General features: G+C 65.5%; 25 protein-coding genes. 11 read left to right on the top strand and 14 right to left on the bottom strand.

All coding sequences use genetic code 11. The annotated features are described in order from the left end of the window. The first annotated feature begins 203 nt into the window (after positions 1 to 203). Complete coding sequence (locus tag E8E91_RS28000; protein WP_280380446.1) at positions 204 to 689, top strand: phage infection protein; 486 nt, start codon at positions 204 to 206, stop codon at positions 687 to 689. Between the two features lie 563 nt (positions 690 to 1,252). Here the strand turns inward: E8E91_RS28000 and E8E91_RS28005 are convergent. Both E8E91_RS28005 and E8E91_RS28010 read right to left on the bottom strand, forming a co-directional pair. Continuing rightward, the gene (locus E8E91_RS28005; RefSeq protein WP_280380448.1) at positions 1,253 to 2,314 is read right to left on the bottom strand and encodes a fatty acid desaturase; all 1,062 of its coding nucleotides are present in this window, start codon (positions 2,312 to 2,314) and stop codon (positions 1,253 to 1,255) included. An 8-nt stretch (positions 2,315 to 2,322) separates the two neighbouring features. Further along, entirely contained in the window at positions 2,323 to 3,423 is a 1,101-nt protein-coding gene (locus E8E91_RS28010) for a ferredoxin reductase (protein WP_280380450.1), read from the bottom strand. 140 nt (positions 3,424 to 3,563) lie between these two features. Here E8E91_RS28010 and E8E91_RS28015 point away from each other — a divergent pair, with 140 nt between their 5' ends. The 6 genes from E8E91_RS28015 to E8E91_RS28040 all read left to right on the top strand — a co-directional run bounded on the left by E8E91_RS28015 (position 3,564) and on the right by E8E91_RS28040 (position 7,950). After that, positions 3,564 to 4,199, top strand: a complete 636-nt coding sequence (locus tag E8E91_RS28015) for a TetR family transcriptional regulator (protein ID WP_190831530.1) — start codon at positions 3,564 to 3,566, stop codon at positions 4,197 to 4,199. Positions 4,200 to 4,370: 171 nt separating this feature from the next. After that, positions 4,371 to 4,871 (top strand): urease accessory protein UreE, encoded by a 501-nt coding sequence (gene ureE, locus E8E91_RS28020; protein ID WP_280380452.1) that lies wholly within the window; start codon positions 4,371 to 4,373, stop codon positions 4,869 to 4,871. Beyond that, positions 4,868 to 5,542: an urease accessory UreF family protein gene (locus E8E91_RS28025; protein ID WP_280380454.1), complete on the top strand. Its 675-nt coding sequence runs from the start codon at positions 4,868 to 4,870 to the stop codon at positions 5,540 to 5,542. Before ureE ends, E8E91_RS28025 begins: the two co-directional genes overlap by 4 nt. Positions 5,543 to 5,556: 14 nt before the next feature. Further along, a complete protein-coding gene (ureG, locus tag E8E91_RS28030) occupies positions 5,557 to 6,168 on the top strand; it encodes an urease accessory protein UreG (protein ID WP_280370515.1) in 612 nt (203 codons plus the stop codon). Between the two features lie 80 nt (positions 6,169 to 6,248). Next, the gene (locus tag E8E91_RS28035) at positions 6,249 to 6,821 is read left to right on the top strand and encodes a HupE/UreJ family protein (RefSeq protein ID WP_280380455.1); all 573 of its coding nucleotides are present in this window, start codon (positions 6,249 to 6,251) and stop codon (positions 6,819 to 6,821) included. A gap of 214 nt (positions 6,822 to 7,035) precedes the next feature. Continuing rightward, entirely contained in the window at positions 7,036 to 7,950 is a 915-nt protein-coding gene (locus E8E91_RS28040) for a glycerophosphodiester phosphodiesterase (protein WP_280380457.1), read from the top strand. Positions 7,951 to 7,957: 7 nt separating this feature from the next. On the opposite strand, the gene E8E91_RS28045 is transcribed toward E8E91_RS28040, so the two are convergent. Further along, the gene (locus E8E91_RS28045) at positions 7,958 to 9,184 is read right to left on the bottom strand and encodes an OprD family porin (protein WP_280380755.1); all 1,227 of its coding nucleotides are present in this window, start codon (positions 9,182 to 9,184) and stop codon (positions 7,958 to 7,960) included. Between the two features lie 97 nt (positions 9,185 to 9,281). Then, the gene (locus E8E91_RS28050; protein WP_280380459.1) at positions 9,282 to 10,610 is read right to left on the bottom strand and encodes an MFS transporter; all 1,329 of its coding nucleotides are present in this window, start codon (positions 10,608 to 10,610) and stop codon (positions 9,282 to 9,284) included. Between the two features lie 394 nt (positions 10,611 to 11,004). On the opposite strand from E8E91_RS28050, the gene E8E91_RS28055 reads away from it, so the two are divergent. Together E8E91_RS28055 and E8E91_RS28060 are read left to right on the top strand one after the other, a co-directional pair. Beyond that, complete coding sequence (locus tag E8E91_RS28055) at positions 11,005 to 12,060, top strand: aromatic ring-hydroxylating dioxygenase subunit alpha (RefSeq protein WP_280380460.1); 1,056 nt, start codon at positions 11,005 to 11,007, stop codon at positions 12,058 to 12,060. Positions 12,061 to 12,109: 49 nt separating this feature from the next. Continuing rightward, entirely contained in the window at positions 12,110 to 13,057 is a 948-nt protein-coding gene (locus E8E91_RS28060) for a PDR/VanB family oxidoreductase (RefSeq protein ID WP_280380462.1), read from the top strand. A 4-nt stretch (positions 13,058 to 13,061) separates the two neighbouring features. Here E8E91_RS28060 and E8E91_RS28065 read toward each other — a convergent pair whose 3' ends face one another. Then, a complete protein-coding gene (locus E8E91_RS28065; protein ID WP_280380463.1) occupies positions 13,062 to 13,766 on the bottom strand; it encodes a GntR family transcriptional regulator in 705 nt (234 codons plus the stop codon). Between the two features lie 31 nt (positions 13,767 to 13,797). Next, positions 13,798 to 14,562 carry an SDR family oxidoreductase gene (locus tag E8E91_RS28070; protein WP_280380466.1) on the bottom strand — a complete coding sequence of 255 codons (765 nt, stop codon included), beginning with the start codon at positions 14,560 to 14,562 and terminating at the stop codon, positions 13,798 to 13,800. Between the two features lie 469 nt (positions 14,563 to 15,031). On the opposite strand from E8E91_RS28070, the gene E8E91_RS28075 reads away from it, so the two are divergent. Then, positions 15,032 to 15,355, top strand: a complete 324-nt coding sequence (locus tag E8E91_RS28075) for an antibiotic biosynthesis monooxygenase (RefSeq protein WP_280380468.1) — start codon at positions 15,032 to 15,034, stop codon at positions 15,353 to 15,355. Between the two features lie 330 nt (positions 15,356 to 15,685). Here the strand turns inward: E8E91_RS28075 and E8E91_RS28080 are convergent, their stop codons facing one another. From E8E91_RS28080 to E8E91_RS28115, 8 genes are all read right to left on the bottom strand, one after another. Next, a complete protein-coding gene (locus tag E8E91_RS28080) occupies positions 15,686 to 16,618 on the bottom strand; it encodes an ornithine cyclodeaminase family protein (protein ID WP_280380469.1) in 933 nt (310 codons plus the stop codon). 104 nt (positions 16,619 to 16,722) lie between these two features. Then, positions 16,723 to 17,439 carry an ABC transporter ATP-binding protein gene (locus E8E91_RS28085; RefSeq protein ID WP_280380471.1) on the bottom strand — a complete coding sequence of 239 codons (717 nt, stop codon included), beginning with the start codon at positions 17,437 to 17,439 and terminating at the stop codon, positions 16,723 to 16,725. Further along, positions 17,436 to 18,311 carry an ATP-binding cassette domain-containing protein gene (locus tag E8E91_RS28090; RefSeq protein WP_280380473.1) on the bottom strand — a complete coding sequence of 292 codons (876 nt, stop codon included), beginning with the start codon at positions 18,309 to 18,311 and terminating at the stop codon, positions 17,436 to 17,438. The genes E8E91_RS28085 and E8E91_RS28090 overlap by 4 nt, the downstream gene beginning before the upstream one ends. Then, entirely contained in the window at positions 18,308 to 19,594 is a 1,287-nt protein-coding gene (gene livM / locus E8E91_RS28095; protein WP_280380475.1) for a high-affinity branched-chain amino acid ABC transporter permease LivM, read from the bottom strand. The genes E8E91_RS28090 and livM overlap by 4 nt, the downstream gene beginning before the upstream one ends. A 3-nt stretch (positions 19,595 to 19,597) precedes the next feature. Then, on the bottom strand, positions 19,598 to 20,512 hold the full coding sequence (locus tag E8E91_RS28100; protein WP_190831501.1) for a branched-chain amino acid ABC transporter permease LivH: 915 nt from the start codon (positions 20,510 to 20,512) through the stop codon (positions 19,598 to 19,600). 232 nt (positions 20,513 to 20,744) lie between these two features. After that, positions 20,745 to 21,866, bottom strand: a complete 1,122-nt coding sequence (locus E8E91_RS28105; protein WP_280380477.1) for a branched-chain amino acid ABC transporter substrate-binding protein — start codon at positions 21,864 to 21,866, stop codon at positions 20,745 to 20,747. Positions 21,867 to 22,352: 486 nt separating this feature from the next. Continuing rightward, positions 22,353 to 23,636: an FAD-binding oxidoreductase gene (locus tag E8E91_RS28110; protein WP_280380478.1), complete on the bottom strand. Its 1,284-nt coding sequence runs from the start codon at positions 23,634 to 23,636 to the stop codon at positions 22,353 to 22,355. A gap of 12 nt (positions 23,637 to 23,648) precedes the next feature. Further along, positions 23,649 to 25,139 (bottom strand): aldehyde dehydrogenase family protein, encoded by a 1,491-nt coding sequence (locus E8E91_RS28115; RefSeq protein ID WP_280380480.1) that lies wholly within the window; start codon positions 25,137 to 25,139, stop codon positions 23,649 to 23,651. A gap of 209 nt (positions 25,140 to 25,348) precedes the next feature. On the opposite strand from E8E91_RS28115, the gene E8E91_RS28120 reads away from it, so the two are divergent. Next, the gene (locus E8E91_RS28120; RefSeq protein ID WP_280380482.1) at positions 25,349 to 26,248 is read left to right on the top strand and encodes a LysR family transcriptional regulator; all 900 of its coding nucleotides are present in this window, start codon (positions 25,349 to 25,351) and stop codon (positions 26,246 to 26,248) included. The last annotated feature ends 111 nt before the right edge of the window (positions 26,249 to 26,359 follow it).

Consider the following 26,359-nt stretch of genomic DNA (forward strand, 5'->3'; position numbering starts at 1 on the left):
CTCCATTCAATGACCTGGCTTTCATTGCCGGAGCCCCGCCAAGCGGCCTTAAAAATACCGCAAGAGCTTGATTATAAAAGCCTCTTCACAACATCAATGGCGTTGATGTTCTCTATCGGGAGTGATCACTTTTTAATCGACGCCCCATCCGTAAGATTGGCTCCGTACCCAGTTTCCAGCCCCCCATCGAGGAGCCCACGATCATGAAAACCCAAGCCTTCGCCGCCCTGTTCATCGCCGCCCTGAGCACCAGCGTGTTTGCCCTGCCGTCGGATTCCCAGCCGGTTCTGGGCGAGTCGAAGGAAGGCACCTACATCCAGGTCATCGACCCGGTTGCCGCTGAAGGTAGCTTCATGGTCCTGGACCGCGTGGCTGAAGGTGGTGCCGACCGTACCGGTGCCAACCGCATCGCCGAAAGTGGCTCTGACCGCACTGGCGCCAACCGCGTCGCCGAAAGCGGTGCCGACCGCACCGGCGCCAACCGCGTCGCCGAAAGCGGTGCCGACCGTACCGGCGCCAATCGTGTCGCCGAAAGCGGTGCCGACCGCACTGGCGCCAACCGCATCGCCGAAAGTGGCTCTGACCGCACTGGCACCAACCGCGTCGCTGAAAGTGGCTCTGACCGTACTGGCGCCAACCGCGTCGCTGAAAGTGGCTCTGACCGTACTGGCGCCAACCGTATCGCCTGATCGCACACTGCAAAACCTCAAAGCCCGGCAAATGCCGGGCTTTGTGTTTATGGGCGCTTATACCCTGTAGGGGCGAATTCATTCGCCAGGGGTCGCAGCGCGGCCCCGTAGGTTGGTCCGGGCCACGCTGGTCGAGCAGAGCGAGGCCCAACGAAGCATCGCTCGACCCCGCACCGTTGGGCTTCGCTGCGCTCTGCGGAACGCCGCCCGGCCCAACCTACAAGAGCCAGTTCATTCGCCAAGGGGCGCAACGCAGCCCCACAAGAGCGCGTTCGTTTGAACTTGGGAAACCACGTCCTGAGGACGTGGTCATGAGTCATCGGCTCTGCCTGTGACGATTCGACTGCTTGGGCTAGCAGGATGAAAGCGATCGGGTAGGGTGCGCCGTGCGCACCGGCGGTTTGGCCTGGTGCCGAAGCGGGTCCTGAAGTCGGTGCGCACAGCGCACCCTACGGTCCAGACCGGGCGAAAGAGGTCGGCGTTGTGCTCGGTAGTGGATTCGCCCCCTTCCAGGGGGCTACCGCAAGTCCACGTTCTACGAACGTGGATGTTTACTCGCGAAATCACGCCAACCGGTACTTCCAGATGCGCTTCATCACGCTGCCGAACTGCACCGACAGCCGCCCGCTGTTGTAGACCTGCCCATACCGTCCGGCGATCTCCCTCACCACCTTGGCCATCTCGGCATAGCGCCGCGCCGGCAGGTCGGGGAACAGGTGGTGTTCGATCTGGTGGCTGAGGTTGCCGGTGAGTATGTGAAACAGCGGTCCGCCTTCCAGATTGCTGGAGCCGCGCAATTGGCGCAGGTACCAATGACCTCGGCTTTCTCCTTCCAGAACGCTGGGTGGAAAGACTGCCGCGCGCTCGGTGAAGTGGCCGCAGAAGATCACAGTGAAGGTCCACAAGTTGCGGATCAGATTGGCCAGCAGGTTGCCCACCAGCACCGCTGTCGCGCTCCCGCCCACCAGCAATGCCAGCACGGGAAACAGCAGGTAATCCTTCACCGACTGGCGCAGCACCTTGGCGTTGAACTGGCGCAGTCGCGGGCGCAGCTCATCGCGGCTCATGCGGCCCTTGAAGTACTGGTCCAGGCGCAGGTGCTGCACCGCCACCGAGTACTGGAACAGCGCCGCCTGCAGCGTCACCCACAGCGGTTGCCAGCGATAGAAAGGCTTCCAGCGTTGTTCGGGGAAGAGCCGCACCACGCCGTAGCCCACATCGTCGTCCTTGCCCAGCACATTGGTGTAGCTGTGATGGATGTGGTTGTGGGTATGCCGCCAAAAGTCGGAAGGGCCGGCGATATCCCACTCATAGCGGGTGCCACGCAGCTCGGGGTCGTTCATCCAGTCGTACTGGCCATGCATGACGTTGTGGCCCAGCTCCATGTTCTCGAGGATCTTGCCCAGACCGAGCAGGGCCACGCCCAGCAGCCAGGTGGGCGGGAACCAGCCGAGCAGCAGAAGCGCGCGGCCGCTCCAGCAGCAGACGCGCACGGCTGTGCGGATACGGCGGATATAGCGGGCATCACGTTCGCCCAGATCATCCAGAGTGCGCTGGCGCAGGGCATCCAGCTCGGCGCCGAAGGCATCGAGTTCGGCAAGGGTGAGTTCGCGGTCGAATCGCATCGCAAGTCCTAGAGTTCCAGTTCCACATCGCCTACCGGCGCGCTGACGCAGAGGCGGATCGGCAGCCCCGGTCCGTGGGTCATGGCGCCGGTGCGCAGGTCACGCACGCTGCCGGCCAGCAACTGGCAGGTGCAGCCGGTGCAGATGCCCTGGCGGCAGCCGTGAGATGGACGCAGGCCATGGGCTTCGGCCTGCTCCAGCAGATTGGCGGCGCTGTTGCCGGGCAGCTCCCGATGGGAGCGGGCAAAACGCAGGCGCACCGCCTCCCCCGCTTCGGCGGTCGACGCCGGGGCAGTGAACGCCTCCCATTGCAGACGCCCGTCGCGCGGCTTCGCCTGCCACCAGTCGCGCACACTCGCGACGAATCCGTGGGGTCCGCAGGCCAGCAGGCTGTGAGCCGGCAGCCCGGCCAGGTGATCCACCTGGAAGCGCCCGGCCAGCTCATCGGCCGCCGCCTCGCCGCTGATGGCCCAACGCACCTGGAAGTTGGGGTAGCGCGCCATCAGCCCCTGCAACTCTTCGCTGAAGGCGCGCTGGGCGCGGTGGCGCACGTAATGCAGCAGGGTCACCGGCGCGGTGAAGCCACGAGCCAGGGCCTGGCGCAGCAGGCCGAGCAAGGGCGTGATGCCGCTGCCGGCAGCCAGCAACAACACCGAGGCAGCATCCTGCGGCCAATCCAGGTCGCCCTGGGCCGGGTCCAGCTCCAGCACGGAGCCGACCTCCAGCCGGTCCAGCAGCCAGTTGGACAGCCGCCCTTGCGGCTGGCGCTTCACCGCCAGTTCGAGGCGCCCGTTCTCCCGCACGCTCACCAGGCTGTAGCTGCGGCCCTGGCGCACGCCATCCAGCTCCAGGTAGAGGCGTACATGCTGGCCGGGCCGCCAGCCACGGGCGTTGCCGTTGGTACGCAGGCCAATGGCGAGCATGTCGTCGGCCACCCAGCGGCGGGATTCGACACGGGCGAATACGCGGTTGAGGCGCAGAACGGGATGTACGCGGCGCAGCAGGCAGTCCAGGTCGGCTTCCTGCAGCCAGCCGCCGCCGGCCAGCGCGCGCAAGGGGCCCAGCGCGGAGCCGAATTGGCGCGCCAGGGAGAGAGGTACGAGGGGCATGACAAGACTCTAGTGAACACTCGTGCACTAGGCTGCCCGAAGACACGAAATACAGTCAACAGTTGTTCACTGAAGCAGGTTCGACGCCCGCGAAGCCCTTTTGCTAGAGTGCGCCGCACATTCGCCAACGGCCGCGCCCCATGACCCAACGCTCGGAACAGAAGCAGCAGACCCGCCACGCCCTGATGGATGCCGCGCGCCTCCTGATGGACAGCGGCCGTGGCTTCGGCAGCCTGAGCCTGCGGGAAGTGGCGCGCAACGCCGGCATCGTGCCCACTGGCTTCTACCGCCACTTCAACGACATGGATGAACTGGGCCTGGCCCTGGTCGAAGAGGTGGGCGAAACCTTCCGCGCCACCATCCGCAAGGTGCGCCAGAACGAGTTCGAGCTGGGCGGCATCATCGAAGCCTCCGTGCGCATCTTCCTCGACGCGGTGCTCGCCAACCGTGGCCAGTTCCTGTTCCTCGCCCGCGAGCAGTACGGCGGCTCGCAGCCCGTGCGTCAGGCCATCGGCGCCCTGCGCCAGCGCATCACCGACGACCTGGCCGCCGACCTCAAGCTCATCAACCGCATGCCGCAACTGGACGAGGAAGGCGTCGACCTGGTGGCCGACCTGGTGGTGAAAACGGTATTCGCCACGCTCCCCGAGCTGATCGACCCGCCGGCGGACAACCTGCCGCCGCACCTCCTGCCCGCCGCCAAGATCACCCAGCAGCTGCGCTTCATCATGATCGGCGGCAAGCACTGGCTGGGACCGGGCCAGCCGAAAAACTGACCGCATCGCCAGCATCCGCGCACTGCATCGGTGCGCTGCGCACCATCGCGGACCAGCCGCACGCCCCACAGACAGGCACAGTACCGCGCAAGGCCCGGTGAACGGGCGTCTGGCCATTTTGGCAAGGGGCTTGCTCGGCATCCCGGCATTGCACACTGCCGGATCCATCCGATGCTGGTCATCCACGAACGAATCGAAGCCCGGTCGAGCTGGGACGAAGAGCTGCTGCTGACCTATGAAGCGCGCAGCAAGAGCCGCTTGCGCTGCTTCACGGCAAAAGGCGAAGACGTCGGCCTGTTCCTCGAACGCGGCCAGCCGCCCCTGCGCGACGGCGATTGCCTGCGCAGCAAGGATGGCCGCGTCGTACGAGTCAGCGCGCGCCCGGAAGCCCTGCTCCACGTCACCTGCGCCAGCGCCTTCGAACTGACCCGCGCCGCCTACCACCTGGGAAATCGCCACGTCGCCCTGCAGATCGGCGAGGGCTGGCTGCGCCTGCTGGATGACTACGTGCTGAAGGCGATGCTCGAGCAACTGGGCGCCACAGTGGAAAACATCGAAGCCGGCTTCCAGCCCGAACACGGCGCCTATGGCGGGGGCCATCACCATTCCCATCAGCTCGAAGCCGACTTCAGCTACGCGCCACGCTTGCATCAGTTCGGTGTGCGCACGTGAACAAGGCCTGGCAGCTCCTGAGACTTGCCAGCCCCCAGCTGCCCATCGGTGGCTACAGCTATTCCCAGGCACTGGAGCTGGCGGTGGACTCGGGCCTGGTGCATGACCCCGACAGCGCCGCCCGCTGGATCAGGGATCAGCTGCTGCTCAACCTCGCGCGCTTCGAGGCACCCTTGCTGCTGGCCCATTGCGAGGCAGCAGCACGGGACGACTGGCGCGAACTGAAGGCCCTGGCCGAACGTCACCGCGCCAGCCGCGAAACCCGTGAGCTGCAGCTGGAAAGCCGGCAGATGGGTTATTCCCTCCAGCAGCTGTTGAACGACCTTCCCGAACAGGACGAGGCCGCACGTCAACTGCTCAGTGAGTTGGATGAGCCCGGCCTCGCGGTGGCCTGGGCCCTGGCTGCACGGGCCTGGGCCATCACCCCGCAGGACGCCCTGGCCGCGTGGCTCTGGGGCTGGCTGGAAAACCAGCTGGCGGTGCTGATGAAGACCCTGCCGCTAGGCCAGCAGGCCGCCCAGCGCCTGACCTCCGCCCTGCTGCCCAGCCTGGAGCAGGCGCAGCGCGAAGCCAGTGAAATCCCCCCGACCCGCTGGGGCAGCGCCGCGTTTGGCCTGGCCCTGGCGAGCATGGCGCATGAGCGCCAATACAGCCGTCTGTTCCGTTCCTAGGAGATGCACAGCACATGAACAGCCAACCCCTGCGCGTCGGTATCGGCGGCCCGGTAGGTTCCGGCAAGACCGCCCTCACCCTGGCCCTCTGCCGCGCCCTGCGCGAGCGCTACAACCTGGCGGTGGTGACCAACGATATCTACACCCAGGAAGACGCCCAATTCCTGGTACGTAACGAGGCGCTGGCGCCGGAACGCATCATCGGCGTCGAGACCGGTGGCTGCCCGCACACGGCGATCCGCGAAGACGCCTCGATCAACCTCGAAGCCGTGGAACAGCTCAATCGCCGCTTCCCCGGCCTGGACCTGATCCTGGTGGAGTCCGGCGGCGACAACCTGTCCGCTACCTTCAGCCCGGAACTCTCCGACCTGACGATCTACGTGATCGACGTTTCCGCCGGCGACAAGCTGCCGCGCAAGGGCGGCCCCGGCATCTGCAAGTCGGACCTGCTGGTGATCAACAAGGTGGACCTCGCGCCCATGGTCGGCGCCTCGCTGGAAGTGATGGACCGCGACGCCCGCAAGATGCGCGGCGAGCGGCCGTTCGTGTTCAGCAACCAGAAGGTCGGCCAGGGCCTCGACGAGATCATCGCCTTCATCGAGAAGCAGGGCCTGCTGACTCATTAACTCCCCTCTCCCTCTGGGAGAAGGGCCGGGGGAGAGGGAGGTTTTCCCCACTCCCGTTCTCATGTGAAAGGAGCTTCACCATGAACTTGCGCAAGTCGCTCTTCGCCATTGCCCTGTTTCTCACCCCGGCCCTGGCCTTTGCCCACGCCGGCCACGACCATTCCGGCCTGATGGCGGGCGTCGCCCACCCGGTCACCGGCCTCGACCACCTGCTGGCCATGCTCGCCGTCGGCCTCTGGGCGGCACAACAGCAAGGCTCGGCACGATGGGCACTGCCGCTGACCTTCGTCAGCACCATGCTGCTGGGCGGCTTGCTGGGCTTCGCCGGTGTGGAAATGCCGCTACTGGAAACCGGCATCGCCGGCTCGGTACTCGCCCTCGGCCTGCTGGTGGCCGTGGCGGTGCGTCCGCTGCTGTGGCTGGCCATGGGCCTGACCGCGCTGTTCGCCCTGGCCCATGGCGTCGCCCACGGCCTGGAGCTGCCGGACCTGGCCAGCCCCTGGGGTTATGCCGCCGGGTTCGTCGCGGCTACCGCCGTCCTGCATGCCGCTGGCTACGGCCTGGTCCGCGCCCTGCCGCGTGCCGCCGCACCGCTGGTGCGGATTGCTGGTGGTGTTTCCGCGGGTGCCGGAGTGTGGTTGCTGGCGGGCTGAGTCCCGCGCGGCCTAACCGAACGATTCGCGAATGAATTCGCTCCCACAGGTGAGGTGCGTGCACCCTTGTGGGAGCGAATTCATTCGCGATAGATCTCGCAACGCGCTCCCCATCCCAACCCGCACACCTCCCCCTCGCCTCACCGTCACGTCTTTGTCATAGTCCCCGCGTTTGATTCGGCACGCCCGCCCACGTCTTACGGATAAGAACAACATGAAGCGCTTCGCCCGATTCTTTCTCGCTCCCCTCTTCCTCGTCGTAGCCGGCCTGCTCGCGCTGGCCCTGACCAGCAGCCCGGCGGAACGGCCCGGCGTGCTCGCCGGCTTCGGCGACCAGCCCCTGGTCATCGCCCATCGCGGCGGACGCGGTCTGTGGCCTGAGAACACCCTGTTCGCCTTCGAACGCGCCGCCGCTCTCAAGGTGGATATGCTGGAAATGGACGTGCGCCGCACCCGCGACGGCCAGTTGGTGGTGCTGCACGACGCACGGGTGGATCGCACCACCAATGGCGACGGCAAGGTGGCCGACCTGACCCTTGCCGAGGCACAGGCCCTGGATGCCGGCTACCGCTGGAGCGCCGATGGCGGCGAGAGCCATCCCTATCGTGGCCAGGGCATTCGCATCCCCACGTTCGAGGAAGTGCTGAAGCACTTCCCGGAACAGGCCAAGGTTGTCGAGATCAAGGTGCCCGACGTAGGTATGGAAGAGCAGCTGTGCACCCTGCTGGATGAGCACGAGCAGCGTGAACGGGTGCTGGTGGGAAGTTTCTACGAGCGCAGCCTGAAGCGCTTCCGCGAAGTCTGCCCGGGCGTCGCCACTTCAGCCGGCCCAACTTCGGTGCGCCTGCTGGTGGCGCTGAACTGGGTCGGCCTGGGCAGCCTGGTCAGCCCGTCCTACCAGGCCCTGCAGATTCCCGAGAGCAGCGGCGGCCTGCAGGTGGCCACCGACAGCCTGATGAAGACTGCCCTGCAACGCGGCCTGGCGGTCCAGATGTGGACCATCAACGAGCAACCGGCCATGCGCCACCTGCTGGACATGGGGGCGAATGGCCTGATCACCGATTACCCGGATCGCGCCCTGCAACTGCTCGGGCGCTCAACCCGCATCACGTCGCTGAGCGAGCAGTAGCCCCGGCCTAGAGGCTGATGGGGTAGTTGATGATCAGCCGGGTCTGGTCGAAGTCCGGCCCGAAGCTGCGCCGGTTGCTGGCGTGGTTCACACGCAGGTTGAGGTACTTCAGCGGTCCGCCCTGCACTGTGTAGTTCAGCTCTAGGTCGCGCTCCCATTCCTTGCCGCCGCTGCCGAAACGGGTGGTGGCGTTGCTACCGCGACCGTAGCGGATCATGCTGCCAAGCCCGGGAACACCGAGGGCGGCGAAGTCGTAGTCGTGGCGCAATTGCCAGGAGCGCTCGTCGGCATTGGTGAAGTTGCCGTTGTACATGTCGTTGCCTATGGTCCGCCCGCTTGCGCCATACACCGACTGCCAGCCACCCGTGCCACCAACCTTCTGCACGCCGACCCACAGGGTGTGTCCGGCACGGCCGGCGGAAAGCAGGGCGAAGCCGGTGTGACTGTCGATCTCGCCGGCCAGGGCGCGTCCTTCGTCACGGTCCATGAACAGCCCCAGGTTGGCGCCGAGGGTCCAGCCGCCCAGCACCTGCTTGTGCACCAGGTTCAGGTAGCTCTGCCGGTATATGTCGTCCAACTGCGCATGCCAAGCGCCGGCCAGGGTGCGGTCCGCATTGAACCGGTACTCGGCGCCGGCATAACTGAATCCGTCCGACTCCGCGCCGGGAGCCGACCAGGACGAGAGCTTCTGCATGTTCGCCGAATGGCGCAGGCTCACCTCCCGGAAGTGCCCCGCGTAGAGACCCAGCCCGTTGATCTCGCGGGAGGTCATGGCCGCTCCCTGGAAGGTCTGCGGCAGAAGGCGGCCATCGTCGTAACGCAGCACCGGAACGTCGGGCAGCATCTCGCCCACCTTCAGCTCGCTGGCCGACAGCCGCAGCTTCAGCGCCGCGCCGGCGCGCCCGTAGTCGCGGGCCGCATGGCCATCGTCGTGCACCGGCAGCAGCTCCGAACCACTGTGTTCCGGCGAGCTGTCCAGACGCACGCCGAGCAGGCCAATAGCGTCGAGACCGACGCCAACCACACCCGGCGTGTAGCCCGAGGTGAACTTCAGGATGAAACCCTGGGCCCACTCGTTGATCACGCTCTTGCCCGCGTCGTGGCTGCGGAAGTCGCGATTGAAGGCATAGTTGCGCAGCAGCAGGTCGGTGCGGGCGCCGTCAAGGAAGCCGCTTTCCTCGCCGAGGACCGGCATGGCCGGGAGCAGTGCCGCGCAGGCAAGGGCAAGGGGCATCGCGGAACGATGAATCATTGTTCTTGTTCTCCGTTTCTTGGGGACGACCGCCCCCGGACGCTTCCGTTGGGAAGCGCCTGGGGTGGGCGATGGAAGGTCAGGCGCTGGTGGCGGCCAGGACAGCCGGGGATTGGCTGCGACGCAGCCCGAGCAGCACCAGGGCGGCGGCCACGAACACCACGGCGAACAGGCCGTAGAGGTGCAACGGCTGCCAATGGGCGTCGAGCAGGACACCGGCCACGGTGGGCGAGAGGATGGCGCCGAAGCGGCCGATGCCGATGCCCCAGCCCACGCCGGTGGCGCGCAGCGAAGCATCGTAGACGGTGGGGGACAGGGCATAGAGGCCCGCCACGCAGCCGTTGGCGAACAGGCCGATGAACAACCCGAGGCCGAGGGCGGTGGCCAGGGAAGTGGCACCGAAGACGAAAGCCACCAGCAGGGAGGCGGTGACCAGCATGAAGGCACCGAGTACCCCGGCCAGGCGGAAGCGTGCCGACAGGCCGCCCAGCAATGCGGCGCCGAAGATGCCGCCGACGCTCAACAGCACGCCGCCGGTAATCCCCTGCTGCGCCGAGAGCCCCGCCGCCACCAGCAGCTTCGGTGTCCAGCTCATGATGAAGTAGAAACCGAACATCACCAGGAAGAAGGTCGCCCAGATCAGGAAGGTGGTGTGCCGCACGCTGGGCGCGAACAGTCCACGAACGCCGATCTCGGCTGCCGTCCGGGGCACTGCCGGCGGCAGCGCCTCCAGTGGCTCCAGCCCCAGGCGCCGGCACAGCGCGTTGACCCTGGCCAGGGCGTCGCGCGGCCGCCGCTCGATGAGAAAGTCCAGCGACTCCGGCAGCCACAGCAGCACCAAAGGGATCACCGCCAGGGTCGCCAGGCCGCCGGCGAAGAACACCGAGCGCCAGCCCCAGTGGCCAATCAGCCAGACCGCGAGCATGCCGCCGAAGGTGGCACCCAGGGCATAGCCAGTGGATTGCAGGCTGACCGCCAAGCCACGCCAGCGCCGCGAGGCGTATTCGGCGGCGACCACGTTACTGCTGGCCAGGATGCCGCCGACGCCGAGGCCTGTGAGGCCGCGCAAAAGGGCGAGTTGGAGCGGACTCTGGCTCAGCGCCGAGAGCAACATGCCGACGGCGGACAGGAGCAAGCAGAAGAGGATCAGCGGCCGGCGCCCGAAACGGTCGGCCCAGGGAGCGATGAACAGCGAACCGGCAGCCATGCCGAAGAGCCCGGAGCTGAGCAACAGGCCCACCTGGGCGCCGCCAAGGCCCCATTCGGCAGAGACCGACGCCGAGGTGAACGCCATCACCAGCACGTCGAAGCCATCGATCATGTTCAGCACGATGCAGATACCGATGGCCAGCCACTGGAAGCGCTGCATCGGTCCGTTGTCGATGACGTCTTTGGGGTCGCGGCTCATGCCACCACCCCCGGCCGGCGGGCCGTCGATAGCAGGTTTGCAGGCAGGAGGACGAAGCTCCGGGGCACGGTGAAATCCTTCATGGTTGGATCCCTTGTTGTTGTTTTTCGAGCCCCGCCACCCTCGCCGCCTTTTCGGGCAATTGCAAGATTATTGGATCCAAAAACCGATCAACGTCGATTGGGGTGAAATGATTCAGGTGATCGGAGAAATGTTCCACACACCAGCAGATCTGCGGCTCTCACCGATAAATCAGCCCATCCGAATTCGGTGTTCGCTGATCGAACAGATTATTTTTTAACCATTTTCTCAGCCTGCCGGGTTGACACGGGGCAGGTCTGACTCGAATCATTGGATCCAATAACAACCACAAGACATGATGAGGATCTGCCCCATGTTTCCGAAGAACGCCTGGTACGTGGCCTGCACGCCCGACGAGATCGAGGGCAAACCCCTGGGCCGTCAGATCTGCGGCGAGAAAATGGTCTTCTACCGCGCCAACGAAGGCCGGGTAGCCGCCCTGGAAGACTTCTGCCCGCACCGTGGCGCGCCCCTTTCCCTGGGCTTCGTCGAGGACGGCCGGCTGATCTGCGGCTACCACGGCCTGGCCATGGGCTGCGAAGGCCGCACCGAATCCATGCCCGGTCAGCGCGTACGCGGCTTCCCGGCGATCCGCAGCTTCCCGGTGGTGGAACGCTATGGCTTCATCTGGGTCTGGCCGGGAGATGCCGAGCAGGCCGACCCGGCGCTGATCCATCATCTGGAATGGGCCGAGAACCCGGCCTGGGCCTACGGCGGCGGCCTCTACCACATCGGCTGCGACTACCGCCTGATGATCGACAACCTGATGGACCTGACCCACGAGACCTACGTCCACGCCTCCAGCATCGGCCAGAAGGAGATCGACGAGGCCGCCCCCAGCACCCGCGTCGACGGCGAGGAAGTGATCACCGAGCGCCACATGGAAGGCGTCATGGCCCCGCCCTTCTGGCGCATGGCCCTGCGCGGCAACGGCCTGGCCGACGACGTGGCGGTGGACCGCTGGCAGATCTGCCGATTCACGCCGCCGAGCCACGTACTGATCGAAGTCGGCGTGGCCCACGCCGGCCATGGCGGCTACCACGCCCCGGCGCAGCACAAGGCCTCCAGCATAGTGGTGGACTTCATCACCCCCGAGAGCGACACCTCCATCTGGTACTTCTGGGGCATGGCGCGCAACTTCAAACCCGACGACCAGGCCCTCACTGACACCATTCGCGAAGGCCAGGGCAAGATCTTCGCCGAGGACCTGGAGATGCTCGAACAGCAGCAGCAGAACCTGCTGCGCCATCCCCAGCGCAACCTGCTCAAGCTCAATATCGATGCCGGCGGCGTCCAGGCCCGGCGCATCCTCGAGCGCCTGGTGGAAGCCGAACGGCCGGGCGCCAGCGCCCTGATCGCCAGCGCCTGACCCGCCCTTCCATTGCTGGCCCCCGGGCCGCCCCATTGAGACCCTCGCCGTGCTCGACGTCGTCATTACCGCCATCCGCCCGGAAGCCCGGGACATCCTCAGCCTGGAACTTGCCCGCGCAGACCACGGCCCGTTGCCGGCTTTCAGCGCCGGTGCGCACATCGACCTGCACCTGCCGAACGGGCTGGTGCGCCAGTACTCGCTATGCAACCACCCCGGGGAAAACCATCGGTACCAGATCGCCGTACTGCGCAGCAGCGACTCTCGCGGAGGTTCCGAAGCGGTACACCAGCTACGCCCCGGCCAGGCACTGCGCATCGGCACGCCGCGCAACCTGTTCCCCCTGGCAGAAGGTGGTGGACGCAGCCTGCTGATGGCCGGCGGTATCGGTATCACGCCCCTGCTGTGCATGGCCGAACACCTGGCATCGAGCGGGGCCGACTTCCAGTTGCACTACTGCGCCCGCTCGGAAGAACACGCAGCCTTCGTCGAGCGCCTCGAAGGAAGCCCCTTCGCTGGACGGGTGCAGCTGCACTTCGACGACGGAGCGCGGGGCCGCCTGGATATCAGTCGCCTGCTGGCCGACCAGCCGGGTGATACCCGGCTGTACACCTGCGGCCCCGCCGGGTTCATGCAGCACGTGCTGGATAGCGCTCGCGAACTTGGCTGGGCAGAGGCCCGCCTGCACCGCGAATACTTCAGTGCCGAGGCGGCGCCGCAGGGCGCGGCCGATGCATTCGAGGTGCAGCTGGCCAGCAGCGGTCAGGTGCTGCGGGTCGAAGCCGGGGAGAATGTGGTGGAGGCCCTGCGCAAGGTCGGCGTGGAGGTGCCGGTGGCCTGCGAGCAGGGCATCTGCGGCACCTGCCTGACTCGGGTGCTGGAGGGCGTGCCGGAGCACCGCGACCTGTTCCTCACCGAGGAGGAGCAGGCCGCCAACGACCAGTTCACGCCTTGCTGCTCGCGAGCCAGGAGTCCGCGCCTGGTACTCGACCTCTAGGCCCTCAGCCCTTCTGCAACAGGGTCACGCCCTGGCGCTGGGGCAGGAAGTACTCGGCGTAGCGCAGAGTGGCGTTGGCATGCTCGCGCATGAGCGCCTCGGCCCGCGCGCCCTGGCCACTGACCAGGGCATCGAACACGGCGTGGTGCTGCATGTGGGCGAAGTTGAAGCGGCGGAACTCGCGGGCCAGATCATTGCGGTCCACCGCCAGGGAACTCACCGAGGCGAACGGCAGGTGGTCGTTGCGAGCCAGCGCCTCGGCGATGGCGCGGTTGCCGCTGGCGTCGATGATCGCCCGATGGAAGCGCATATTCAGGCTGTGGTAAGTCTCCAGCTCCTCGAGCAGGACATGGCCTTTCTCGAACAACTGGTCGCCCTCGTCCAGGCAGCCTTGCAGCACCTGGCGCGTGGCTTCGTCGATGCCACGCTCGGCGGCCTGGCGTGCCGCCAGGCCCTCCAGCACGCCGCGCACCTCCACCGCCCCGGCGATGTCTTCGGCTGTGACCTCGCGCACCGTGTAGCCCCGGCCGCCGGACTTGATCAGAAGCCCCTCCTGCTCCAGCTCCCGCAATGCCATGCGCACCGGCATGCGGGACACCTGCAGGCGCTCGGCAGTGGGGATCTCGACAATGCGCTCCCCTGCCGCCAGTTCGCCGGAGGCGATCATCTTGCGCAGTTCCGCCAGCACGCGCTGGCCCGGCTTGCTCATCGACAGGACTCCGGGAAAGGACTGCGCGCCATCACTTCACCGAACGATTGACGGCGAAACCGGCCCAGGTCTGGCTCACCGGCATCAGCTCCAGGCTGTTGATGTTGATGTGAGCCGGCTGGTTCATGATCCAGAAGATGGTTTCGGCGATGTCTTCCGGCTGGATGGCTTCGGCGCCGGCGTAGGTGGCTTCGTACTTGGCCTGGTCACCGCCGAAGCGCACCAGGGAGAACTCGCTCTCGCACAGCCCTGGCTCGATGTTGGAAACACGCACGCCAGTGCCCACCAGGTCGTTGCGCAGGCTCAGGGAAAACTGCCCGACGAAGGCCTTGGTGGCGCCATACACGTGACTGCCCGGATAGGGCCAGTTGCCCGCCACCGACCCCAGGTTGACGATGCTCGCACCACGGCCGTGGGCGATCAGGCGCGGCAGCAGCAGGCGGGTGCTGTACATCAGGCCTTTGACGTTGGTGTCGACCATGGTGTCCCAGTCATCCAGGTCGCACTTGGGCGCAGGGTCGGCGCCGAGCGCCAGGCCGGCGTTGTTGATCAGGCCACGAATCTTCTCGTACCCGGCCGGCAGGCCGGCGATGGCGGCTTCCATGGCCTTGCGGTCACGCACATCCAGCTCCAGGGTGAGCACGTCGGTCTGGGCCGAGAGCTCATCCTTGAGTGCCTGCAAACGCGCGGCGCGGCGGCCCGTCAGCACCAGCGACCAGCCGGCCTGGGCGAAGCGCCGGGCGCAGGCTTCGCCGAAACCCGAGGTGGCGCCGGTGATGAATACGGTGGAAGTCATGCTGTTCTCCTTGCTCTGGGGCACGGGCCCGTTGCGAATAGACCGGCATAGGTTACGCCATCCACAGGTGCGAGCTCCTGGCGAAAAAATCGCCAGCACCATACAGCCCGCGCCGCAACTGCACCGCAGCGATTACTCCCAAGTTTATCCACAGCTTTTCGCACAGTTGCCGGGGACAAGTCCGGGTAACCGTGCAAACGCTCGGCCGGTCGTATAGCCCACTGTTTACGTGGGAGAAACCGAAGATGATCAAATTTTGAACGCACTCCTGGGCACAGCGTAAACCGGGCGATCCGGGCAGGTATCACCAAGTTATCCACAAGGTGCTTCACAGAGATTGTGAGCAGAGCCCTGGTGCAGGCTCTAGCCCCGCGAGGGCTGTCTGTGGATATCCCTATCGGACGGGCGGGACCGCCCCACCTGTTCACGGACCTAGACTTCCCTGGCTAACCACAGAGGAGATCGGGCCATGGTCAAAGTCGCCTTGCTGGTACGCCTGGAAGCCAGGCCGGGGAAAGTCGCCGAAGTGGAGGAATTCCTCCGTGGCGGCCTGCCGCTGGTGCAGGCAGAGCCCGAAACCACGGCCTGGTTCGCCTTGCGCATGGGCCCCCAGAGTTTCGGCATTTTCGATGCCTTCGACAGTGAACGTGGGTTGCAGGCCCATATGGCCGGCCAGGTGGCCGCCGCCCTGATGGAGCGCGCCGGGGACCTGTTCAGCACGCCGCCACAGATCGAGCGGGTGGAGGTGCTGGCGGCCAAGTTGCCCGAGGCTGCGGACGAGGAGGAGTTCTAAATCCTCGTGGGAGCGAATTCATTTGAACGTGGGAAACCACGTCCTGAGTCACGGGCGTTGCCTGTGACGATTCTAATGCTCGGGCTAGCAGGATGAGGTCGATCGGGTAGGGGGCGCCATGCGCACCGGCGGTCTGACCTGGCGTCGAAGCTGGTCCTGAAGTCGGTGCGCACAGCGCACCCTACGGGCCAGTCCGGGCTAAAGAGGTCGGCGTTGTGCTCCGTGGTGGATTCGCCCCCTTCCAGGGGCTACCGCAAGTCCACAAGGCTGCCATAACGGGGCCGCTGCGCGGCCCTTGGCGATTGAAATCGCCCCCACAAGGAGCGCTACCTACGCGGCCTGGGACAACAGCACCTGCGCCGCAATCAGGTCTTCCAGGGCATAGCCCACTGACTTGAACAGGGTGATCTCGCTGTTGGTCTGACGATGGCCACGGCCATGCAGCAGGTCGGCCAGTTCGAAGTGGATGCTCTGCTCGGTGATGGCGCCCTCGGCGATGGCGAAGAGCAGGTCGCCGGCCTCCTCCAGTGCACCGGCGCGGGTGTCGACCACGATGCGCGAGCGGGCCACGGCGGCGCTGTCGGTCTCCCGCATGCTGGGCAGGAAGGCGCCCACCAGGTCGAGGTGGGTCCCCGGCCGCAGCCAGTCACCAAGGATCAGCGGTGAGGTGGAGGTGGTGACGCAGCTGATGCAATCGGCCTGCTGGGCGCAGGTCTGCAGGTCGGGCGCCACGTGCACGGGGTAGCCCTCGGCGGCCAGCGTGCGCACCAGTTCGGCGGCCTTCTCCGGGTGGCGTCCCCAGATATCCACACGCTCGTACTGGCGCACCACGCAATGGGCGCGGACCATGTGCGCGGCCAGGGTGCCGGTGCCCACCACCAGCAGGCGACTGGCGTCGTGGCGCACCAGTGCGCTGGCGGCCAGGGCCGAGGTGCAAGCGGTGCGCCGGGCGGTGAGTTCGGAAGCCTCCAGCACCGCCAGTGGCTTGCCGGTGGCGTCGTCGAACAGGGTGAACAACGCGGCGACCGAGGGCAGGCCCTTCTCGCCGTTGTGGGGGAATACGGTGACCAGTTTCACCCCCACACCCTGCCCTGTCTGCCAGACCGGCATGCAGAGCAGCGTGGCGTCCTGCGGCAGGGCATGGCAGGCGCGCACCGGCGCCTCTGCCGGGTTGGCCAGGCCGTGGCGCAGGGCTTCGATCAGTTGTGGATAAGACAACGCCGCGGCGACATCGGCGTTGGTGAAGAAGCGCAGGGTTTGCATTGTGGACTCCCTGGTGAATCTGGGCTTAGCAAACATCCCTCTCCCCCGGCCCCTCTCCCTGAAGGGAGAGGGGAGACGCTCAGGGAAAGGTTGGAGGCGGCGGGTCAGTGACCGCCGAGGTAGGCGTTGCGGACTTCCTGGTTGCCCAGCAGTTCCTCGCCCGTGCCGCTCATGCGGATTTCCCCGGTGACCATCACATAGGCCCGGTCGGAGAGCTTGAGCGCGTGGTTGGCGTTCTGCTCCACGAGGAAGATGGTCATGCCGGTCTGGGCCAGTTCCTTGAGGGTCTGGAAGATCTGCTTGACCACGATGGGCGCCAGGCCCAGGGAAGGCTCGTCGAGCAGCAGCAGCTTGGGCCGGCTCATCAACGCGCGGGCGATGGCGAGCATCTGCTGCTCGCCGCCGGACATGGTCATGGCGCGCTGGTTTCGCCGTTCCTTCAGACGCGGGAAGAGGTCGAACATGCGTTGCATGTCTTCGTCCGCATGGTCCATGCCGACGGGAATGGTGCCCATCAGCAGGTTCTCTTCCACGCTCATGTCAGGAAACACCCGGCGTCCTTCCGGCGACTGGGCGACGCCGTTGGACGCGACATAGTGCGCCGACCTGTGGGTGATGTCGGTACCGCCGTAGACGATGGCGCCGCCCGCCGCGCGCGGCTGGCCGAAGATGGACATCAGCAGGGTGGACTTGCCCGCGCCGTTGGCGCCGATCAGGCTCACCGTCTCGCCTTCGTTGATGTGCAGGCTGACCTTCTTCAGTGCCTGGATCGGGCCGTAGAAGACGTCGACATCCTTGAACTCCAGGAGGGGTGCACTCATGCCACTTCCTCCTCTTCGGCGCCGAGGTACGCGGCGATCACCTTGGGATCGTGGCGGATATCGTGGGGGGTGCCCTCGGCAATCACTTCGCCGTGGTCCAGCACCACGATGTGGTCGGAAATGCTCATCACCATGCCCATGTCGTGTTCGATCAGCAGTACCGTCTGGTCGTGTTCGTCGCGCAGCTTGCGGATGATCCGGCTGAGCGCTTCGGTCTCGGCCGGGTTGAGGCCGGCGGCGGGTTCGTCGAGGCAGATCAGCTGCGGCCGGGTGCACATGGCGCGGGCGATCTCCAGGCGGCGCTGCTGGCCGTAGGAGAGTTCGCCGGCCAGGCGGTTGGCGCAGTCCACCAGGTCCACCACTTCCAGCCAGTAGAAGGCGTGATTCAGCGCGTCGTCCTCGGCCTTGCGGAAGCCCGGGGTGTTGAACACGCCGGCCAGCAGGTTGCGGTTGACCCACATGTGCTGGGCCACCAGCAGGTTCTCCACCACCGACATTTCCCGGAACAGGCGGATGTTCTGGAAGGTGCGCGCGAGGCCCGCGCGGTTCACCAGGTGGGTGCCGCCGAACATCTTGTAGTGCAGGCGGCTGGCGAACTGCGCCGGGTTGACGAAGTCGGTGGGCTGGAAGGGTTCGCCCAGCACCTTGATGATGTCCGTGGTCGCGCCACGGGTATTGAGGTGGATGCGTCCGCCGGTGGCCTTGTAGAAGCCGGTCAGGCAGTTGAACACGGTGGTCTTGCCAGCGCCGTTGGGGCCGATCAGCGCGGAGATCGAGCCGCGCTTGATCTTCAGGCTGACGTCGTTGAGCGCCTTGATGCCACCGAAGTGCATCATCAGGTGCTCGACGCTGAGGATGTTTTGGTCGCTCATGGGGCTACTCCTTTACGCGGGGTGAAGCCGACACGGCTGATACGGATCAGCCCGCGCGGTCGCCAGATCATCATCACCACCATGAGCACGCCGAACAGCAGCACACGGTAGTCGGCGAAGGTGCGAAGCAGCTCCGGCGCGACGGTGAGGACGAAGGCGGCGATCACCACCCCGACGGTGGAACCCATGCCCCCGAGCACGACGATGGCGAGGATCAGCGCCGACTCGAAGAAGGTGAAGGACGAGGGGTTCACGAAGCCCTGGTAGCTGGCGAAGAACACCCCGGCGAGCCCTGCAGTGGAGGCGCCCAGCATGAAGGCCGAGAGCTTAACCAGCACATGGTTCAGGCCCATGGCGCGGCAGGCGATTTCATCTTCGCGCAGCGCTTCCCAGGCGCGGCCGACCGGCATGCGGGTCAGGCGGTGCTTGATGTAGAGCACCAGCAGCACCACCAGGAAGAGCACCACGTAGATGAACAGGAACTTCAGGTTGGGGTTGTAGGCGAAGCCGAAGTACTCGTGGATGGGCACCCCGCCATCCTTCGCCCGGCGACCGAACTCCAGGCCGAAGAAGGTCGGCGACGGTACCGACATGCCGTTGGGGCCGCCGGTGAAGCTCAGCCAGTTGTTGAGGATCAGGCGGATGATCTCGCCGAAGCCCAGGGTCACGATGGCCAGGTAGTCACCGTGCATGCGCAGCACCGGGAAGCCCAGCAGCGCACCGGCCAGCGCTGCGGTGAGCGCGGACAGTGGCAAGGCGGCCCAGAAGCCGAGGCCCAGGTGGTCGTAGCCCAGCGCCAGGCCATAGGCACCGATGGCGTAGAAGGCCACGTAGCCGAGGTCGAGCAGGCCGGCGAGGCCGACCACGATGTTCAGGCCCAGGCCCAGCAGCACGTAGATCAGGCCGAGGATGACCACGGTGAGCAGGTACTTGCTGGCGAAGAACGGGAAGATCACCGCGGCGACGATCAGCAGCGGCAGGATCCAGCGCAGCCGGCTCTTGTAGTCGGGATCACGCACGTGCACACCGGAGCCGGTGGTCTCGAAGCGCTGCATCAGCACTTCGCCGCGCGGGGTCTGCAGGTAGAGGCTGAGGAAGAAGCGGCCGAGCATGACCACGGCCATCATCACGCCGACGCGCTTGAACTCCAGGTTGAAGCTGTAGCCATCGAGCACCACGCCCATGATGGGCCCGAAGACGATGAGGGCGAGCAGACCGGCGATAACGGCGTCGATCAGGCTCTTCTTGATATCCAGGGGTTTCCTGGCAATGGCAGAAGTCATGATTTACACCTTGGCGACGTGCGGACGGCCCAGCAGGCCCTGGGGACGGAAGATCAGGATCAGTACCAGCAGCGAGAAGCTGAACACGTCCTTGTAGTCGGTGTTGACCATGCCGGAGAACTGCGCTTCGGCGATCCCGAGGATGATGCCGCCGAGCATGGCGCCGGGCAGCGAGCCGATGCCGCCGAGCACCGCGGCGGTGAACGCCTTGATGCCGATGATGAAGCCTGCGTAGAAGTCGAAGGTGCCGTAGTTCATGGTGATCAGCACGCCGGCCAGGGCGGCCATGGCAGCGCCGATGACGAACACGTAGGAGATGACCCGGTCGGTGTTGATACCGAGGATCGACGCCATCTTGCGGTCCTGCTGGGTGGCGCGGCACATACGGCCGAGCTTGGTGCGCTGGATGATGTAGGTCAGCACCCCCATACCGATGAAGGCCGCCACCAGGATGAACACCTTGGTGTAGGTGAGCTGCACGAAGCCATCACCGATGTGGAACTTCAGCGCGCCGTCGAGCAGGGTGGGCACGCCTTGCTGGCGGGCACCCTGGCTGAGCTGCACGTAGTTCTGCAGGATCAGCGACATGCCGATGGCGGAGATCAGGGGCGCCAGGCGAGTCGAGTTGCGCAGCGGCTTGTAGGCGATGCGCTCGATCACGAAGCCGTACACGCCAGTCACCGCAATGGTGAACAGCAGGGTGCCGAGGATCAGCAGCGGGAAGGATTCAAGTCCGAAGAAGGCCAGGATGGCCAGGGTGATCGCGGCGATGTAGGCGGAGATCATGTACACCTCGCCGTGGGCGAAGTTGATCATGCCGATGATGCCGTAAACCATGGTGTAGCCGATGGCGATCAGACCGTAGACAGACCCGAGGGTCAGCCCGTTGATCAGCTGTTGCAGGATAATACCGTCCATCACTCTGTCTCGTCTTTTGGGGGTCCGGCCTTGGGTTCGGCCAGCTCCCGCGAGTGGAATCAGACGGGCACCACTGAAAAACCATGTCAAATCGAGCGGTTCCCCGCCCGGCTCAAGCAGAAAAGGACTTCAGCAGTTTCCCGGAATACACCGACCGGCCAGATGCGGGTGGCATGTGGCCGGTCAGCCGAGCTATGTCCAGTCAGGATCGAAGAAGCGATCCCGCCGGCTTTTACTGCTGGGCGTACTTACCCTTGTCGTCCCACTCGTAAATTACATAGTCGGAGACTTTCAGGTCGCCCTTGGCATCCCATTCCTTCTTGCCCATCACGGTCTGCACCGGATGGCTCTTCAGCCATTCGGAAGCCTTGGCCGGATCGTTGGAGCCTGCGCCATTGAAGCCGGCAGCCAGGGCTTGCAGGGTTGCGTAGGCGTACAGGGTGTAGCCTTCCGGCTCGAAGCCGCCGGCGCGGAATTTCTCGATCACGGCCTTGCCGTCAGCGATCTTGCGCGGGTCGGCGCCGAAGGTCATCAGCACACCCTTGGTGTACTGCGGGCCGCCAGCGGTGGTGACCAGTTCGTCGGTGACGATGCCGTCGCCGGAAAGGAACTTGGCGGTCAGGCCCTGCTCACGCATTTGGCGAACCAGCGGGCCGGCTTCCGGGTGCAGGCCACCGAAGTAGACGACTTCGGCACCGGAGGCGCGAATCTTGGTGACCAGGGCGTTGAAGTCTTTCTCGCCACGGGTCAGGCCTTCGTACAGGACTTCCTTCACGCCGCGCTTGGCCAGTTCCGCCTTGGTGGCATCGGCCAGGCCCTGACCGTAGGTGTCCTTGTCGTGGATGATGGCGACTTTGGTGGCCTTCAGCACGTCGACGATGTAGTCACCAGCCACGATGCCTTGCTGGTCGTCACGGCCGCACATACGGAACATGCCGGACAGGCCGCGCTCGGTCACTGCCGGGTTGGTGGAGCCGGGGGTCATGGCGATGATGCCCGCCTCGTCATAGACCTCGGAAGCAGGGATGGTGGAGGAGGAGCAGAAGTGACCGACAACGGCGATGGCCTTGTCCTGGTCGACGAGACGGTTGGCAACGGCCACGGCCTGTTTCGGCTCGCAGGCGTCGTCAGCTTTCACCAGTTTGATCTTCTCGCCGTTGATACCACCGGCGGCGTTGAGGTCTTCGGCGGCCTGGGAGGCGCCGCGCCAGTATTGTTCCCCAAAGGAGGCGTTCGCGCCGGTGTGCGGCCCGGCTACGCCAATGACTACATCAGCCTGTACTACGGAAGAAACGCCCAGTGCGGTGGTAACCGCCAGAGCCAGAAAGCCTTTTCTGAAAATCTTCTGCGACATGGAGTTTTGCTCCTGAGGTTTTTAGGGTTAGCGCTCGTGTTCAGCAAGTGGCGTGCCATTAATTCTTGTAGTTGCTCCGCGCCCTGAAAGGCTTTTCCCACCTCCTAGGTTTCTTATTTTTATTCTTTAAAATCAGTAACTTCCAAATCGCTTCAAGAAAACCTGGGACAGGCCTGGAAGCCGCACAGCATCAAGGTGCCAGCACGTGCGGTAACAATAGACTCGCGGTACTCATTTGCACATCGCTGGTGCGCGAATATTCCCACTCCGCACTGTTACTGCCCCGCTCTGGACTCCCCAATCCTGCAAGAAACAACCCTGCGCCTCATAGCGGTGCAGTGCAACTTTTTTGCGACTTTCATCACGTCCCCAATGACCAGCCCAGACTTTCCGTAGGGTGGAAATCGCTTTTCATTTCCACCGTTCGAGACCGCCCATGGTGGACCGGTGAAGCGTGGTCCACCCCACTCCAATCTTCCCTTCCTGCTAGATCACCACGCGCAGGCACTGACCTGCGTGATAGAGCGAAAAACCCGCTTCGTAGAGCGAACTCCTGAGCCCCACCGCAGACACCGCACGCATGGGCTGGAAGGGCATCGGCAACACTGTTTCGTCACCGCTCAGAAGGTAATCGGCGAAGGCCTTGCCCACCACGCTGCCGGTGGTCACGCCACGGCCGTTGTAGCCGGTGAAGGCGAGCAGGCCGGGCGCCGGCTCGTAGAGCCGCATCAGGTGGTCGGGAGTGAAATCGATGCAACCGGTCCAGGTGAATTCCCAATCCACCTTGCCCAGATACGGGAAGTAGTGGCGCTGGATACGGTCGGCCCAGGCGCGCAGGAACCAGGCCGGCTTGCGCGAGCCGTTGCCCAGGCTGCCGAGCAGCAGGCGGCCGGCGGCATCGCGGCGGATGCTGCTGAGCACCTGGCGGGTATCCCAGGAACCTTGCCCGCCCGGCAGGATGCGCGCGGCGGCCTCGCCCGAAAGCGGCGTGGAGGCCACCTGGTAATAGAAACCGGGGAAGAAGTGGCGGCGCAGTTCGGTCCACTCGCCTTCGGTGTAGGCGTTGGAGGCGATCACCACCTGCGGGGCGATGGCCACGCCGTGTTCGCCGTGCACGCACCAGTTGGCGCCTTGACGCTCCAGACGCAGTACGGGCGAATGTTCGAAGAGCTGGCCGCCGAGGTACTTCACCGCGCGGGCCAGGCCACGGGTGTAGCCCATGGGGTTGAGGGTGCCGGCGCGGCGGTCGAGCAGCGCGGCGGCGATCTTGTCGGTGCCGGTGGCTTCGCGGCAGGCGTTGCCGGTCAGCAGTTCAACCGGCGCACCACGGCGCTGCCACTGCGCGCAACGGCTGGCGAGGTCGGCCTGGCCACGGGCGTTATGGGCCATGTGCAGGGTGCCTTCGCGGCGCAGCTGGCAGTCGATGTCGTAGCGGTCCACCAGGGAAAACACCAGTGATGGCGCGGCCCCCAGGGTGCGATTGAGGCGCTCGCCAACGGTTTTGCCGAGGCCGGCTTCGATCTCATCCGGCGGAATCCACATGCCGGCATTGACCAGTCCGACGTTGCGCCCGGAACCGCCATGACCGGCGGTGTGAGCCTCCAGCAGGCAGACACGCTTGCCCGCCTCCAGAAGATGCAACGCGGCGGAGAGGCCGGTGAAACCGGCCCCGATCACGCAGACATCGGCCTTGACCTCGCCGTGCAGCACAGGGCCTTCCGGCAGTTGTGGCGTCAGATATTCCCAGAGGCATTCCTGGCGCAGGGTCATGGAGTGCAATCCTTAATCGAAGGTGATGCCCTGGGCCAGCGGCAGTTCGTGGGAGTAGTTCACGGTATTGGTCTGACGGCGCATGTAGGCCTTCCAGGAGTCCGAGCCGGATTCGCGGCCGCCACCGGTTTCCTTCTCGCCACCGAAGGCGCCACCGATTTCCGCGCCGCTCGGGCCAATGTTGACGTTGGCGATGCCGCAGTCGCTGCCCACCGCCGACTGGAACAGCTCGGCTTCACGCACATCGGTGGTGAACACGCAGGACGACAGGCCCTGGGGCACGGCGTTGTTGAGGGCGACGGCGTCTGCGAAGTCGCTGTAGCCGATCACATAGAGAATCGGGGCGAAGGTTTCGTGGCAGACCACCGCGCTCTGGCCGGGCATTTCGACGATGGCCGGGGATACGTAGTAGGCATTCGGGAACTGCCCTTCGAGCTGGCGTTCACCGCCGAATACCTGGCCGCCTTCGGCACGCGCCTGCTCCAGGGCGCGCTGCATGCCGTCGAAGCTCTGCTTGTCGATCAGCGGGCCGATCAGGTTGCCTTCCAGCGGATGGCCGATGCGCACTCGGGAATACGCAGCCTTCAGGCGCTCGACGATCTCGGCCTTCACCGACTCGTGGGCGATCAGCCGGCGCAGGGTGGTGCAACGCTGGCCGGCGGTTCCGACAGCGCTGAAGAGAATTGCGCGCACCGCCAGATCGAGGTCGGCGCTGGGAGCGAGGATCATGGCGTTGTTGCCACCCAGTTCCAGCACGCTGCGGGCGAAACGGGCCGCCACGCGGGGCGCCACTTCGCGGCCCATGCGGGTGCTGCCGGTGGCGCTGACCAGGGCCACGCGCGGGTCGTCCACCAGGGCTTCGCCAGCTTCGCGGGCGCCGATCACCACCTGGCTGAGGTGGGCGGGGGCCTCACTGAAATTCTTCGCTACGCGCTCGAACAGCGCCTGGCAGGCCAGGGCGGTGAGCGGGGTCTTCTCCGAGGGTTTCCACACCACCGGGTTACCGCAGACCAGCGCCAGCGCGGCGTTCCAGGACCAGACGGCGACCGGGAAGTTGAAGGCGCTGATCACACCGACCACGCCCAGCGGGTGCCAGGTCTCGCGCATGTGGTGGCCGGGACGCTCGGAGGCGATGGTCAGGCCGTAGAGCTGCCGCGACAGGCCGACGGCGAAGTCGCAGATGTCGATCATTTCCTGCACTTCACCCAGGCCTTCCTGGGTGATCTTGCCGGCCTCCCAGGAGACCAGTTCGCCCAGCTCGGCCTTGTACTGGCGCAGCACTTCGCCGTACTGGCGGATCAGCTCGCCGCGACGCGGCGCCGGCACCTTGCGCCAGGCCTGGAAGGCCTCCGCGGCACGGGCGATCTTCGCTTCGACTTCGGCGCGGCTCTCCAGGCGGACGGTGCCGATGCGGCTGCCGTCGATGGGCGAATGAACGGCGTGATCGCCTTGCTGGTAGAGGGATGAATCGACACCGAGGCGGTCAAGCAGTGCGGCAACCATGGGGAACTCCTGTCTCAACGAGTTGGTGGCGCGATCCCTGTAGGAGCCAGCTTGCTGGCGAAGGCTTCGCGAGCAAGCTCGCTCCTACCGGTCCGGCCCTGAATCTGAATGGCACCAGTAATAGCTGCGAAAAGGGCTTGCCAACAAACGACCTTTCCGACACATATCATTCCGTTAATTCATGATCCTGCCCGCCACGAGAAACCCCGATGCTCAAACGCCACATGCCCTCGATCACCGCCCTGCAATGTTTCGAGGCAGTGGCCCGGCACCTCAGTTTCACCCGTGCGTCCGAGGAGCTGAGCCTGACCCAGAGCGCGGTGAGCAAGCAGGTGGCGCAGCTGGAGGAGTTGCTCCAGCACCTGCTGTTCCGCCGTGTGCGCCGGCGCCTGCAACTGACCCCGGCCGGCTCGCTGTACCTGACTGAGGTGCGCAAGATCCTCGCCCAGGTAGAGATGTCCACCCACTACATGCTGTCCTACGGCGGCGATACCGAAGTGCTGCGGGTTGCCACGCCGCCGACCTTCGGCGCGCGCTGGCTCATTCCGCGCCTGAAGGGCTGGCGCCTGCGCCATCCGAACATCCACCTGGACCTGCGCAACGAGCTGGAGCCGAACGCCCTGGTTCAGGGCCGCAGTGACGTAGCCTTCTACTTCGGCCACGGCGCTCTGCCCGGCGCCGAGTGCATCCGCCTGTTCAGCGAGGAAGTGGTACCGGTCTGCGCGCCCAGCGCGATGCCCGAGAAGCCCTTCACCGAGCCCACCCAGCTCACCGACCTGGTGCTGCTGCAGAACGCCACCCGCCCCGAAGCCTGGCACGAGTGGTTCCAGAGCCAGGACCGGCACACCGAGCACAGCTACCACGGGCCGCGCTTCGACACGTCCTACATGTGCATCCGCGCCGCCCAGGCCGGCTGCGGCGTGGCCCTGCTGCCGCGTTTCCTGGTGGAAGAGGAACTGGCCGAAGGCAAGCTGGTGATCCCCTGGGACCATCCCCTGCCCAGCCGCAATGCCTATTACCTGGCCTACCCCGAGCACGCGGCGGAAGTGCCGAAGGTGAAGGACTTCGTGCGCTGGATGCTGGAGCAGTTGGATCGAGAACTGCCCTGACAGGATCAATGCGGACTGCTTGTCTGTAGGAGCGAATTCATTCGCGAAGGGCCACGGAGTGGTCCGTTGGTTCGCATCGCGAATGAATTCGCTCCCACAAGGAATCCTGGC

Origin of the sequence: Pseudomonas sp. BN515 (genome assembly GCF_029873155.1) — a bacterium.
GTDB lineage: Bacteria > Pseudomonadota > Gammaproteobacteria > Pseudomonadales > Pseudomonadaceae > Metapseudomonas.